The sequence below is a fragment of the Bacillus sp. UNC125MFCrub1.1 genome (assembly GCF_000701305.1).
Classification (GTDB): domain Bacteria; phylum Bacillota; class Bacilli; order Bacillales; family Bacillaceae; genus Bacillus; species Bacillus altitudinis.
This window is the reverse complement of the sequence record NZ_KL370769.1, coordinates 909,912-922,274: the sequence shown is the minus strand read 5'-3', so window position 1 is coordinate 922,274 and position 12,363 is coordinate 909,912. Positions and strand designations below refer to the sequence as shown.

Genomic DNA, 12,363 nt, shown 5'->3' with positions numbered 1-12,363 from the left:
ATCCGGTTTTTTTGTTGCGCTTTTTTTGGGTGATGCATATGTAAGAGAGAAGGGGTGACCAGAATGGATGCATTCGAACAATTAATCGGTTCCTTGTTCACTAAACCCCATGATGGGAAAGAGCAAGCGCACGAAAAAGCTGAAATGGATCTAGCGAATAAAGCGAAGGATCTTGAAGAGCACTTAAAAGCATTTGGCGAGAAAATGGATACTTTTGCGAAAGAAACAGAAGCATTCATGATCCGTCATGGAGAGGCAGATTACGTCTTTAAACAGCAGAAATAAAAATTCCGCACTTTTTTATGTGATCGTCCAAACCATTTCATGTATTTTTCATATTTTGTAAGGGAGAAGAGGAGGTGCTTAAATATGAGTTGTTACGGTTACGGTGGCGGTTATTGCGGAGGTTATGGTGGCGGCTACGGCGGCGGTTATGGTTCAACTTTTGTTCTTGTCGTCGTGCTTTTCATCCTTCTAATCATCGTTGGTGCTTCTTTCTTTAACTAAACAGTAAGAAGGTGAGGGAAGCAATAGGGAAGCCTTTTGCTTTCCTTTCTCTTTGCTGACAAGGCAGCAGGATAGGCACATATCTCGCCTATTTTCATATAGTAAGGTGATTACTCCACAAAGAGGAGGCAAAGGAATGGATAATAAATTCTTTAAAAGCGTGGAAAATAAAACAGGTGTAAATATGAATGATGTCTTTAAGCTTGCAGGTTCTTTGCAAAACGCGAACTTTAAAGATGAGAATACCGTTCGAGGTGTCATTAAAAAAGTGGCGCAGCTTGCAAACAAACGTGTACCTAAAGAAATGGAAGACAAAATCGTTCAATCGATTACAAGTGGAAAAGAAAAGCTTGATTTTAATACAATCGCTAAAATGATGAACAACAAAAAATAAACAACAGGCTCTCCATTTAAAGGGGGGCCTGTTGTTTTTGTGTGAATAATTCACGATTTTTCTTTAAAAGAGGGTACAAAAAGCGGGAGCGGTGAGCCATTTTTCCTCTTCTATATGATGGAACGGATAGATAAAGGGATAGTTCTGCTCTCGTCATGGCAACGTATAATAAGCGCCGCTCCTCTTCAATGGCTTCTTCATCACCGTTTCTCAGCTCATCAAGTGCAAAGTCATGAGGGAGCGCCCCATCAACCACGCTCGTGATGTACACTGTTTGGAATTCTAGTCCCTTCGCACGGTGGATCGTCATGAGCTGAACGCCTGGTTCATCTGATTTTTCCTTTTCAGCAGATTTCATATGTTCGGCATGAGCGAGGAAGGCTTCAATTGTTTCAAAACGTTTCGCCGCTGTTTTCACATCTCGTACATCGTCTGTTCCTTTTTCAAGCACATTCGTATCATTCACACGTTTTTTTAAATAATCACCAAGTCCCATCCTTTGTTCAATAAACGCTACAGCTTCAGATGGCTTTAACGATTTTAACGTTCGAAACAGGGGAACGATCGATTGCAGTTTTTTGCGCTGAAACGGCTGAATGTCTGTTAGCTTTCCAAGTGCCTCTACCATAGAACAATCTTCCGTAATGGTCAGTGCCTTCATGGTATTCAGTGTTTGCTGCTTTAAAAAGAAAACGGGCAGCAGCAGCTTCATTGCGGCGACATCATCTGCATCCTGACTTAGCGAAAGAAAAGCGAGCAGCACCCGAACAATTCTTCTGCTATAAAAGGCTTTTACGCCAGCATCGGTTTGATACGGAATCGCCGATTGATGAAGACGTTCATAAATCGCACGGCCTCCTGTATTCGTTCTAAACAGCACGCAAAAGTCATTCGGTTTTGCACCGTTTTTAATTTTCTCCTGAATATCTGCTACGATCATGGTCGCTTCCTCTTCCTCGTCATATGGATAAAAAAGAGTCGGCGGAATTTTCTCCACGCGAACGGCTTTTAACGTTTTCTCGTAACGATGCTGGTTCTTCTTAATAATGGCGTCTGCACTTGCGACAATCGTATGATGAGAGCGGTAATTTGCATGTAAATGGACGATCTCGGCCGAAGGATAGTCCTGTTTGAAGTCAAGAATAAAAGCAGGATTGCTTCCTCTAAATGCATAGATGGCTTGATCATCATCGCCTACACAAAATAGCTGCTCGGATTCTCCAGCTAAAAGCTGGATTAATTGATATTGTACGGGATTAATATCTTGAAATTCATCTACTAAAATATACTTGAATCGTTCTTGATATTGTTTGAGCAATTCAGGCTGCTTAGTCAGCATGTGTAAGCAGGCAATCGCCATGTCATCAAAGTCAAATTGTTGATTTTCACGCTTTTGCTGTTCGTATGACTGATAGATTGTCCACATTTGCTTTTCTTTTTCATCTTTCAGCTCAGGAAGTTCGTCTGGCAAAAAAGCATTTTTCCAATAGCCGATTGATTGCAGCACTTGATCGGTTGGATAGTCTTTTTCATCAAGTCCTTCATGCATGATTGCTTTTCGAATATACTGCTCTTTTTGCCAGTCGAATTTAATCAAATGCTGTCCGTTCTATTTGCCCCGATCATCGTGAAGCAGCATTTTATAAAATAGACTGTGGAATGTGCCTGTCACAACTTGGCTCGCCTGTGAAGGATGAAGCTGATACTGCATACGTAGTCTTTCTTTCATTTCACTGCTTGCTTTTGTGGTGAAGGTCACGAGCAGGATATGGTGAGCAGGGATTTGATGGTGCGACATCAGATAAGCAGCTCTTGCTGTCAGTACCCTTGTTTTCCCGCTGCCGGCGCCAGCCAGCACAAGCATCGGACCGTCTTTGTGTGTGACAGCTTGGAGCTGCGGTGCGCTAAAGGTGATGTGTGGAAAGAGGTCAATGGTATGCACTTCTTCATTCTTTTCTAAATGAAAGGTTTCGCCAAATTGAATGGATCGTGGTTCCTGCCAGTCATCCGATTCTTCTGTTTGTGAGATGATCTGTTTGCCGGTTGGAAAGCGAAAGCCGCCAAGTTCTTTGTAGGATGCCTCTTCCTCTCGTTCAGCCGGTTTCTTTTCCTCTTGTTGTTCTCTTTTTTCGCAAATCTCTTGCTGAGATATTTGCTTATGGATAAAGGCAGGTTCTTCATGTATATTTAATCTGAAAAAGACGGGTTGTCCGCAATATGGGCAAGATAAATGCCCTTTTTTGCCCTCATCATGGAGGAATTGATAGTGTTCTCTCGAATATGTATGTAATGAGATCGTTCGATCATGTCGTCGTGCGCATTTCAAAGCTAGTCCTCCAATAGTCAATCAATGTTAAAAAGAAACACATCTAATCATATCAAATGAGGCGTGTTTCAAACAGTCATAATTAGGGAATAGTAGAGTAGAAGAGAAGCAAAGGAGGCGTTCTTGATGGGATATATAGCCCCGATTCAGCCGGATCTGTATTTTCAATATATCAATCGTCCTGCTCCTCAGGATAAAGAAGACTATGCGAAAGTGACGAAGGTCACCCGCACCTTTCATGACAAGGTATACAGAGAGCTGGAGAAAAAAGAGGACTTAGTGACAGAAGCGGAAACGAAAGTACAGCAAAAAAAGCGGGAACGCTTTGTACGAGATATGTTTATGGAAGAAGGTAAGGGCGTTCATATCAATACTTACGTCTAAATGACTGCGCTTTCTTCCTGAGCGAACGAGATGGAATCAATAAAAAGCCAGAGCATCCATGATGCCCTGGCTTTTTATTTTCGTTAAACGGATAGTGTTTTTGTCATTTTGACATGTGTAATCCCTGCTTCTTCAAACGGTTCTGAAACGGCTTTGTAGCCTTTCTTTTCGTAGAAGGGAAGAGCTTGGACTTGTGCATGCATGACAGCTTCTTTCGCCCCGTTTGCCATCGCTTCAGACTCAAGTGCTTCTAAAAGCTGGTGGCCAAGGCCGAAAGAGCGCGCCTCTTTTAATACACAAATTCGTTCAAGCTTTGCCTTATGACCTTCAATTATGCGCAGTCTAGCAGCAGCTTGTGGTTTGTTGTCATCATTATAAATGACAAAGTGAATGGCTTCGTCCTCAAGTTCATCAATTTCGATCTCTAACGGGACTTCTTGTTCTTTTACGAAAACTTCTTTTCGAACATAATAAGCATCTTCTCGTTGTGTTTGTTCTTTTACGATGACTGTATTCAAATGTCTTTAACCCTCTTCTCCTAAGATAAATGTTTCATAAACGGTCCAAGAACCGTTCTCTAATTGATATAAAAGATGGAAGCGGTCAACCGTTTCCTCGTGGTCAATTTTTCTCAGCTTCAATGTGCCTAGAACGTCTGAATGCTCATCGTCTGATAACTTTTGAGCCACTGTCACATGCGGAACAAATGCATATTCAGGTGTACCAGCAAGCGGATCAGTGTACAACTTCTCATTGAGAGTCATTAATTCTTCGTTCGGTTCTACTTTCATATAAATCACGTTGTTTGCAGGAGCGAATGAACTGAATTTTTTAATACGTAACGTAATAGGAGAAGCATTTTTTGCGTACTCTCGCAAGGTGGAGACGACCTCAGCTGCTTCTAGATCCGTTAATTCAAAAGGTGTTCTTAATGTTAAATGAGGTGGTATGAGTGCATAGTTCGGATCATAACGTTTCCGATAAGAGTTCGCAATGTCTTGCAATTTTTTTGATGGAAATAAAACAACTCCGTATTTCATCATGTTCCCTCCTGATTAAGAAAGTATTTATTATTTTTTATTATAACAAAATTCAGTTGATTAACGAATATGGGAGCATTCTTTTTAACGAAGGTGAAATGAGCGGCTGCCAAAACGTCCATTTATGATCGCCTTCGAATGTCTCAAATAAATAATCCGCACCGGACTTCTCCAAAAGGACCTTTAATTCTTCGTTCGGCTGAATAAAGTCAAGCACTTGCCCATCTGTCGTTTTCACAGCTGTTTCTTCTAACCCGATTTGATGGATAATGGCATAATGAGCAAGGGATGATGACTGTTTGACTGCTTGCAGAACCGATTCATCCACGTAAGGAGACTGCAAAATCAGTCCGCCAAATAACGAAGGATAATCAAGGGCTGTCATAAGTGAGATCGTAGCACCTAATGAATCACCAATAAATGTACGACCTGATCCAACTTGATACGTTGGATAGTGTTCATCAATATACGGAACTAGTTCATTTGCCAAAAAGCGTTTATACGCCTCGAACTTTGGTCCGTCTGGATGATACGTATTTCGCCTTTCAGTCACATTTTCATATGGGACACCAATGATAATCGAGCGTTCCATTTCTTTGTTTTGCATTAATTCTTCCGCTTGTCTGCCTATTTTACCTAGACGGAAATAATCATGACCATCTTGTGCAATGATGACATGATATGTATAAAGGGGGGAGTAATTGACTGGCAAATAAATTAAAATGGTCATATCTGCCCCAAGTTCTTTTGACTGTAAGGTTTCTTCTTGAATGATGCCTGTTTTCTTCACCATAATCCATTCCTCCAGCTAACCAAATTCATCATAAGTGAAACGTTTCCATTCATTGTAACACGAAAAACAGCGTTGTTCCTATATGCTAACATGCAATCAAATTGGCTGACATCCAATCTGCTGCAAAATACAGAAAATTTTAATTAATCGTTACATTTCCCCTTGAAAAATGAGGTTTAATGCGTTACAGTATTAAGAATTAGAACAGACAGACAACACATTCTTATCGTGAGAGGTGGAGGGACTGGCCCTTTGAAACCTCAGCAACCGGTATGCATCACTTCATGTGATGTACCAAGGTGCTAAATCCAGCAAGCAGCTTTTTTGCTTGGAAGATAAGAGGAAGCGATTAAACCCCTTCTTCTTATGAAGAAGGGGTTTTTCTGTTTTGAAATTAGATTTTTACTTAGGATGGTGTCAAATGACAGAACATGTGGAAACGAAGTTAGCGCAAATTGGAAACCGCAGCGAAGAGGTGACTGGTACTGTCAGTCCTCCCGTTTATCTTTCAACAGCTTACAGACATAGAGGCATTGGGGAATCAACAGGATTTGATTATATTCGGACGAAAAACCCAACAAGGCAGCTTGTAGAAGATGCGATTGCTTCACTCGAAGAAGGAACGGCCGGTTTTGCCTTCAGTTCGGGAATGGCTGCCATCCAAACGATCATGGCGCTGTTTGAGAGCGGGGATGAACTCATTGTTTCATCAGATTTATATGGCGGTACATACCGTCTATTTGAAAACGAATGGAAAAAGTACGGACTGCGCTTTGTTTATGATGATTTTTCAGATGAAGACTGTTTACGCTCTAAAATGACCCCAAATACAAAAGCTGTCTTTATTGAAACGCCAACAAACCCACTCATGCAGGAAGCGGATATTCTAAAGGTTGTGAAAATCGCAAAAGAACATGGTGCATTGGTCATTGTGGATAACACCTTTTATACGCCCGTCTTGCAAAAACCGATTACACTTGGAGCGGACATTGTCATTCATAGTGCAACCAAATATTTAGGCGGACATAACGATGTTCTTGCCGGACTTGTCGTCACAAAAGGGGAGCAGCTATCGGAAGACATGTTCCAGCATCAAAACGCCATTGGGGCGGTTTTATCTCCATTTGACTCATGGCTTTTAATGAGAGGAATGAAAACATTGGCGCTGAGAATGCGCCAGCACGAAGCAAATGCGAAGGAATTAGCTGACTTTCTAAAGCAGCAGCCAGAAATTCAAGATGTCCTTTACCCAGGAAAGGGAGGCATGCTGTCATTCCGAGTAGCCAAAGAGGACTGGGTCAATCCATTTTTGAAGCAGCTGAAAACGATTTGTTTTGCTGAAAGCCTTGGCGGAGTCGAAAGCTTCATTACGTATCCTGCAACGCAAACCCATATGGACATCCCAGAAGAGATTCGTATTGCAAACGGTGTTTGTAACAAATTGCTCCGTTTCTCAGTCGGGATTGAGCATGTGGAGGACCTAAAAGCAGACCTGAAACAGGCACTATCAAATGTGAAAGAGGAGGTACACACGAAATGACCACACACGATTGGACACTAGAAACACAACTCGTTCATAATGCGTTTAAAACAGACCGTTCAACAGGTGCAGTCAGTGTACCGATTCAACATGCATCGACGTTTCACCAAAGCAGCTTCGATGACTTTGGTCAATATGACTACTCCAGATCAGGTACCCCTACACGTCAGGCATTGGAGGATACCATTGCAGCGCTAGAAGGAGGAACGAGAGGGCTTGCCTTTGCGTCAGGTATGGCAGCCATTTCAACCGCTTTTCTTCTATTATCAAAAGGAGATCATGTCCTTGTCACAAGAGATGTGTACGGAGGTACTTTCCGAATGATCACCCAAGTTCTTTCAAGATTTGGGATTGAGCATACCTTTGTGGACATGACCAATTTGAATGAAGTGAAACAAGGCATTCAATCAAATACAAAAGTCATTTACATGGAAACACCGTCAAACCCTACACTCGGTATTACGGATATTGAAGGTGTCGTACAGATTGCGAAAGAACATGACTGTCTGACTTTCTTAGATAATACGTTTTTAACGCCTGCGCTTCAGCGTCCGCTGGACCTTGGTGTAGACGTTGTGCTGCACAGCGCAACGAAATTTTTAAGCGGTCACAGTGATGTACTGTCAGGCTTAGCCGTGGTGAAAGATGAGAAGTTAGGAGACGAACTTTATTCGCTGCAAAACTCCTTCGGGGCGGTACTTGGCGTACAGGATTGCTGGCTTGTGCTTAGAGGATTAAAGACCCTTCAAGTCAGATTAGAAAAAGCCAGTCAAACCGCATTAGAACTAGCTTCATTCCTCAAAGAACATCCTGCGGTCAAAAAAGTATATTACCCAGGATTAGATGATCACCCAGGGGCAGACATTCAGCGGAAACAGGCGAGCGGTGCAGGTGCTGTTCTTTCATTTGAACTAGAAAACCAAGCGGCTGTCAAAGAATTGGTCGATGGCGTCACATTACCTGTATTCGCCGTCAGCCTCGGAGCAGTCGAATCCATTCTTTCCTATCCGGCCAAAATGTCCCATGCCGCTATGCCAAAAGAAGAAAGAGAAAAAAGAGGCATCACGGATGGTTTACTTCGATTAAGTGTGGGCGTAGAAAACGGAGAAGACCTCAAAAGGGACTTCAAACAAGCACTAGATCAACTAAAGCTAGCTCTTGTGAACCAATCATAAAAGTCAGTGAAAAGCCGGTGCAGATACCGGCTTTGTGCCTTTTTTGAACAAAACCATTGACGACTGACGATGATGGTTATATAATAGAGACTGTCAGTAACAGAAAGCCCAGAACTGATACATAACCCGATTCCGTAGCTCAGCTGGGAGAGCGCTACCTTGACAGGGTAGAGGTCGCTGGTTCGAGCCCAGTCGGAATCATCGTTGAAACCCTTGCCTAGCAAGGGTTTTTTGTTTTTTTGACAACGAATTTTTGTTCTGTTTTCTTTTGGTCGGGGACGAATTGGGGACGAACTTTATCACCAGATTGGATTTTTAGAATTAAAAAATCCCTTTTCCATACCGATCACACACTATTTTCATTTATTATTCTCTATTTGTCTATACTTTTCATATCGCTGTTGTATAAGCTCTTCCGAGGATAATCGTATCAATTTTTTAAGAGATGATTCGATTGCAGATTCAATCAATTTTGCCTGTGATTTTATATCATTTTGTGCTCCACCCTTAATCTCAGGAATGATTTCATCAATAATTCCTAAATGCTTTAAATCTTTTGCTGAAATTTTCATGTGTTTAGCAGCTTCTGGAGCATACTTAGCGTCCTTCCATAGGATAGATGCTGCTCCTTCTGGCGAAATGACCGAGTACCATGAATACTCTAACATATGAATATGGTTACCGACACTAATGCCAAGGGCTCCACCACTTGATGCCTCTCCAATTACAATACAAACAATTGGCACTTTAAGTGTAGCCATTTCCAATAGATTTCGAGCTATCGCTTCAGAAATTCCACGTTCTTCAGACCCCTTGCCTGGATAGGCGCCAATTGTATCAATAAATGTAATAATAGGGCGATTAAATTTATTAGCTTGTTTCATCAATCTTAGCGCTTTTCTATATCCTTCTGGATGAGACATTCCAAAATTTCTTTCTATATTTTCCTTTGTACTTCTCCCTCTTTGATGACCAATAACCGTAACGGGCATCCCTTTAAATTTTGCAATACCACCTATCATTGCTTTGTCATCACCATATAATCGATCACCATGAAGTTCGAAAAAGTTTGTAAACAATAAAGGTATATAATCCAATGTCGTGGGCCGGTTACGTAGCCTTGCAATTTGAACTCGTTGAAAAGGTGTAAGATTAGAATAAATTTCATCTTGCATTTTATTTAAACGTTTTTCTAATTCTTGAATTTCTGATGATAAATCTACATTATGTTCTTTCATCATTTTCTTTAATTCATCAAATTTCTCTTTTAGTTCAATAATAGGACGTTCAAAATCCAAACTCATTTTATCCTCCAAAGGGTATGATTTACCTCACTCTAATCAAAAGACTTAGAAATAGAATCAATAAATAATTCAAAACCATCCACAACTATTTTTTGTTCTGATTCTGATAAATTACTGAGGATACGTTGATAAAATGTAAGGGATTGTTCTCTTAAGCGATTAACAGTAATGTGACCTTTTTCTGTGAGGTGCAGAAAAAGTTCTCTTCTGTTTTTTTCATTTACTTCACGATAAACAAGTCCCTTTTTTACTAACTTATCTACCAATCTACTTACAGTTGAAGTCTCTAATCTAAGTTTATTGGATAGTTGCCAAACAGTTAATTTTTCCATCTCTATTTCCTCTAAAGCCATCATTTGAGAGGTTGGTAGAGGTTTTTCAAATGGTCCATTGGGCAAATTTTGAGATTCAAAAACCCCAGTTATTATAATCATTTTCTTAATATCTGATCTTAGTTTTAAGGCATCTTCTCTTTTCAAAAAGGTCACCCTCCTAAAATTCATGTATGATACATCAATTGTATTATACATGAATATGTTTTTTTTACAAGTTTAACGTAAGCCAATATGACAACATGGACAAGAGATTTATTCTTTCTTCTTGTTAAAATGGTTTAAGTGGATTGATCCATAGTCGATCCACCTGATTGATGCATCAGGATCTTACCCTAAGTAATTACTGTTTACTGTTTTTTCAACAAAAATATGAAAAATGAAGAGAGGGGGAGAAAAATATGAAGTCATTTTTACTAATTGGACAATCTAATATGGCGGGTCGAGGCTTTAAGCATGAAGTGCCGCCAATTTATAATGAAAGAATCATGATGCTGCGAAATGGAAGATGGCAAATGATGACTGAACCTATTCATTTTGATAGGCCGGTAGCTGGTGTAGGACTGGCGGCTTCCTTCGCGGAGACTTGGTGTAAGGATCATGAGGGAGAAAAAATTGGTCTTATTCCATGTGCTGAAGGTGGCAGTTCCATTGATGAGTGGTCACGAGATGGGGTATTATTTCGTCATGCAATAAATGAAGCTACATTTGCAAAGGAAGATAGCGAATTGGCCGGGATATTATGGCATCAAGGAGAAAGTGACAGCCAAGATGGAAAATACAAAGAATACAATGAAAAAATACGAAGATTATTTCATGAGCTAAGAACTGAATTATCTGTACCTAACATTCCGCTTGTGATAGGTGGTTTGGGCGATTTCTTAGGAAAGACAGCATTTGGCGCAGGATGTGTGGAATATCAACTGATCAATGAGGTACTACAAAAATATGCACATCATCATGAAAATTGTTATTATGTTACTGCGAAAGGCCTTATATCTAATCCGGACGGAATTCACATCAATGCGATGTCCCAAAGAATATTTGGGATAAGATACTATGAAGCATGTCGAAAAACAGAACATATACATGAACCATTACCAAATGAACATGAGCTAGTGAATGACTGTCATAATAGAATGAAAACCTCAGCGGAGAATACATATATAGCACTAGAAAAATTCACGTTGGGCAAGATAACTTACGAAGAGTTGCTGCAGGCTTTAACTTAGGTAAAGGTCATGGTAGTCTTTGAATAAACAGAAACATGATATATCTTTTGAAAAGATGATTGTGGTGGTAAAAACAGATAAAGCTTCCTCCTGAATACAGTAAATCACATTCAGGAGGAGATATAAAATGTTTAAACAAATAGTCGAAAGTTTTCCATGAAAAGAGTACTTTCATCATTATATGACGGTAGCCTGATGCTCATATAGCTAGGTGATCGATCTAGACATCACGAAATTGTATGCAATATTAAAAGAAAAAAGGCTAGATTCAATGCAAATTACCTGAAGACAAAAGGTATTCTCATGGAAATCTAGAAGATGAAGGCAGACTGAAATGAGTCTGCCTTTTTGTTTTGTGAGGATAAAGACATGTGCCAAAGGTTTATTGATGTACACTGGTTCTTTTTGCGGTTTCTTTTCGGTGCCTTGTAAATTTCTGTATGTCATAATAAATGTAATATAAGGGAATTTTGTGGAAGGGGAGTAAGGGGATGGAGAAAGTTCTTTCTTCACATGTTGGTGTGAAAATAAATGAATGGTATAAAATGATTCGGCAATTTAGTGTGCCGGATGCAGAGATTTTGAAAGCTGAGGTTGAATGGGAAATAGATAGTATGATGATTTTAAACGATATGAGAAGTCGCTCCCCCACTTACATAAAGCACTAAATCTTGCTGAAGAAATAAATGATCAAAGATTAATTGCTAAAACTTATTTGAATCTTGGAAATACGTATGACAGGCAACAGGATTATATTAAAGCTGCGTCCTTCTATAAAAAAGGACTAGATAAGATGAGTGAAAACAATGAAGATATTAAACCAAGATTATTTTTTAGTTTAAGTTGGACCTTGTTTAAAAGTGATAACACAAGAGAAGCACTTGATTATATCGCAAAAGGAATAAAAAGTGCAACAGCAGAAAACAATCTGTTTTATAAAACATTGCTCAATTCATTAAAGACAATTTATGTCGATGAAGGTATTGAAAATGTACGAAAAATGTTTAAAGGATTAGAAGAAAAGAAGTTGTATCCTTATATTGAAGAGTTTGCTTTAAGCCTTGCAAATCTCTATGAGAAAAGAAATGATTCGGAGAGGGTAGCAGATTATTATAGAACCGCCATAGAAGCTCAAACCGAAATCCAAAAAGGGGAGTGTTTATATGAATATTAAAATGAAGATATTGATTAGCGCCGCTTTATTGGTAGGTGCTGCTTGTCTGGGTTCTCTTAATTACTCAAAAGAATCAACTGATCGAAATACCACTGTATTTCCTCAAAAAACTGATCGAAACACGACGATGATCGATCCAAACTCAATATTTGAAAACGTATA

The 12,363-nt window shown here is 39.8% G+C and carries 13 protein-coding genes, 1 tRNA gene, 3 pseudogenes and 1 riboswitch; of the genes and pseudogenes, 11 read left to right on the top strand and 6 right to left on the bottom strand.

Going from position 1 to position 12,363, the window contains the following annotated elements:
- Window positions 1-63: 63 nt before the first annotated feature.
- The 3 genes from N521_RS17475 to N521_RS17465 all read left to right on the top strand — a co-directional run bounded on the left by N521_RS17475 (window position 64) and on the right by N521_RS17465 (window position 901).
- Window positions 64-285, top strand: coding sequence for a hypothetical protein (locus tag N521_RS17475; protein ID WP_008348420.1), 222 nt, complete (start codon window positions 64-66; stop codon window positions 283-285).
- A gap of 84 nt (window positions 286-369) precedes the next feature.
- Complete coding sequence (locus N521_RS19460; protein ID WP_008348419.1) at window positions 370-507, top strand: YjcZ family sporulation protein; 138 nt, start codon at window positions 370-372, stop codon at window positions 505-507.
- 136 nt (window positions 508-643) lie between these two features.
- Window positions 644-901: a sporulation-specific transcription regulator SpoVIF gene (locus N521_RS17465; protein WP_008348417.1), complete on the top strand. Its 258-nt coding sequence runs from the start codon at window positions 644-646 to the stop codon at window positions 899-901.
- 16 nt (window positions 902-917) lie between these two features.
- Here the strand turns inward: N521_RS17465 and N521_RS17460 are convergent.
- Window positions 918-3,227: pseudogene (locus tag N521_RS17460) on the bottom strand (ATP-dependent helicase).
- Window positions 3,228-3,353: 126 nt separating this feature from the next.
- Between N521_RS17460 and N521_RS17455 the strand changes: the two are divergent.
- The gene (locus N521_RS17455; protein WP_008348414.1) at window positions 3,354-3,611 is read left to right on the top strand and encodes a hypothetical protein; all 258 of its coding nucleotides are present in this window, start codon (window positions 3,354-3,356) and stop codon (window positions 3,609-3,611) included.
- Between the two features lie 83 nt (window positions 3,612-3,694).
- On the opposite strand, the gene N521_RS17450 is transcribed toward N521_RS17455, so the two are convergent.
- Genes N521_RS17450 through N521_RS17440 form a run of 3 tightly spaced genes read right to left on the bottom strand, consistent with a single transcriptional unit; the run spans window position 3,695 to window position 5,444 of the window.
- On the bottom strand, window positions 3,695-4,129 hold the full coding sequence (locus N521_RS17450) for a GNAT family N-acetyltransferase (protein WP_008348412.1): 435 nt from the start codon (window positions 4,127-4,129) through the stop codon (window positions 3,695-3,697).
- A gap of 6 nt (window positions 4,130-4,135) precedes the next feature.
- Window positions 4,136-4,651, bottom strand: coding sequence for a YjcG family protein (locus N521_RS17445; protein WP_035392391.1), 516 nt, complete (start codon window positions 4,649-4,651; stop codon window positions 4,136-4,138).
- A 52-nt stretch (window positions 4,652-4,703) separates the two neighbouring features.
- Window positions 4,704-5,444 carry an esterase family protein gene (locus tag N521_RS17440; RefSeq protein WP_035392388.1) on the bottom strand — a complete coding sequence of 247 codons (741 nt, stop codon included), beginning with the start codon at window positions 5,442-5,444 and terminating at the stop codon, window positions 4,704-4,706.
- Between the two features lie 220 nt (window positions 5,445-5,664).
- Window positions 5,665-5,786, top strand: a riboswitch (SAM riboswitch).
- A gap of 79 nt (window positions 5,787-5,865) precedes the next feature.
- Between N521_RS17440 and N521_RS17435 the strand changes: the two genes are divergently transcribed.
- The 3 genes from N521_RS17435 (at window position 5,866) to N521_RS17425 (ending at window position 8,360) form a co-directional block, all read left to right on the top strand.
- Window positions 5,866-6,984, top strand: coding sequence for a methionine biosynthesis PLP-dependent protein (locus N521_RS17435; RefSeq protein ID WP_035392386.1), 1,119 nt, complete (start codon window positions 5,866-5,868; stop codon window positions 6,982-6,984).
- On the top strand, window positions 6,981-8,159 hold the full coding sequence (gene metC, locus N521_RS17430; RefSeq protein ID WP_035392385.1) for a cystathionine beta-lyase: 1,179 nt from the start codon (window positions 6,981-6,983) through the stop codon (window positions 8,157-8,159). Before N521_RS17435 ends, metC begins: the two co-directional genes overlap by 4 nt.
- A 128-nt stretch (window positions 8,160-8,287) precedes the next feature.
- A tRNA-Val gene (locus N521_RS17425) sits at window positions 8,288-8,360 on the top strand.
- A 158-nt stretch (window positions 8,361-8,518) separates the two neighbouring features.
- Here N521_RS17425 and N521_RS17420 read toward each other — a convergent pair.
- Window positions 8,519-9,463, bottom strand: coding sequence for an acetyl-CoA carboxylase carboxyltransferase subunit alpha (locus N521_RS17420; RefSeq protein WP_035392383.1), 945 nt, complete (start codon window positions 9,461-9,463; stop codon window positions 8,519-8,521).
- A 32-nt stretch (window positions 9,464-9,495) separates the two neighbouring features.
- Entirely contained in the window at window positions 9,496-9,942 is a 447-nt protein-coding gene (locus N521_RS17415; RefSeq protein WP_035392380.1) for a MarR family winged helix-turn-helix transcriptional regulator, read from the bottom strand.
- Between the two features lie 254 nt (window positions 9,943-10,196).
- On the opposite strand from N521_RS17415, the gene N521_RS17410 reads away from it, so the two are divergent.
- The 4 genes and pseudogenes from N521_RS17410 (at window position 10,197) to N521_RS19825 (ending at window position 12,201) form a co-directional block, all read left to right on the top strand.
- On the top strand, window positions 10,197-11,027 hold the full coding sequence (locus N521_RS17410; protein ID WP_035392377.1) for a sialate O-acetylesterase: 831 nt from the start codon (window positions 10,197-10,199) through the stop codon (window positions 11,025-11,027).
- Window positions 11,028-11,518: 491 nt separating this feature from the next.
- Window positions 11,519-11,644 (top strand): annotated as a pseudogene (locus tag N521_RS19835) (response regulator aspartate phosphatase); the annotation flags it as partial.
- Window positions 11,645-11,709: 65 nt separating this feature from the next.
- Window positions 11,710-11,781 (top strand): annotated as a pseudogene (locus N521_RS19830) (hypothetical protein); the annotation flags it as partial.
- 39 nt (window positions 11,782-11,820) lie between these two features.
- The gene (locus tag N521_RS19825) at window positions 11,821-12,201 is read left to right on the top strand and encodes a hypothetical protein (RefSeq protein WP_051632390.1); all 381 of its coding nucleotides are present in this window, start codon (window positions 11,821-11,823) and stop codon (window positions 12,199-12,201) included.
- Window positions 12,202-12,363: the final 162 nt, after the last annotated feature.

Excerpts from the sequence above, each read along its gene's own strand:
- N521_RS17475 (WP_008348420.1), top strand. The coding sequence starts at position 64 with ATGGATGCATTCGAACAATTAATCGGTTCCTTGTTCACTAAACCCCAT.
- N521_RS19460 (WP_008348419.1), top strand. The coding sequence starts at position 370 with ATGAGTTGTTACGGTTACGGTGGCGGTTATTGCGGAGGTTATGGTGGC.
- N521_RS17465 (WP_008348417.1), top strand. The coding sequence starts at position 644 with ATGGATAATAAATTCTTTAAAAGCGTGGAAAATAAAACAGGTGTAAAT.
- N521_RS17455 (WP_008348414.1), top strand. The coding sequence starts at position 3,354 with ATGGGATATATAGCCCCGATTCAGCCGGATCTGTATTTTCAATATATC.
- N521_RS17445 (WP_035392391.1), bottom strand. The coding sequence starts at position 4,651 with ATGAAATACGGAGTTGTTTTATTTCCATCAAAAAAATTGCAAGACATT.
- N521_RS17440 (WP_035392388.1), bottom strand. The coding sequence starts at position 5,444 with ATGGTGAAGAAAACAGGCATCATTCAAGAAGAAACCTTACAGTCAAAA.
- N521_RS17435 (WP_035392386.1), top strand. The coding sequence starts at position 5,866 with ATGACAGAACATGTGGAAACGAAGTTAGCGCAAATTGGAAACCGCAGC.
- metC (WP_035392385.1), top strand. The coding sequence starts at position 6,981 with ATGACCACACACGATTGGACACTAGAAACACAACTCGTTCATAATGCG.
- N521_RS17420 (WP_035392383.1), bottom strand. The coding sequence starts at position 9,463 with ATGAGTTTGGATTTTGAACGTCCTATTATTGAACTAAAAGAGAAATTT.
- N521_RS17410 (WP_035392377.1), top strand. The coding sequence starts at position 10,197 with ATGAAGTCATTTTTACTAATTGGACAATCTAATATGGCGGGTCGAGGC.
- N521_RS19825 (WP_051632390.1), top strand. The coding sequence starts at position 11,821 with ATGAGTGAAAACAATGAAGATATTAAACCAAGATTATTTTTTAGTTTA.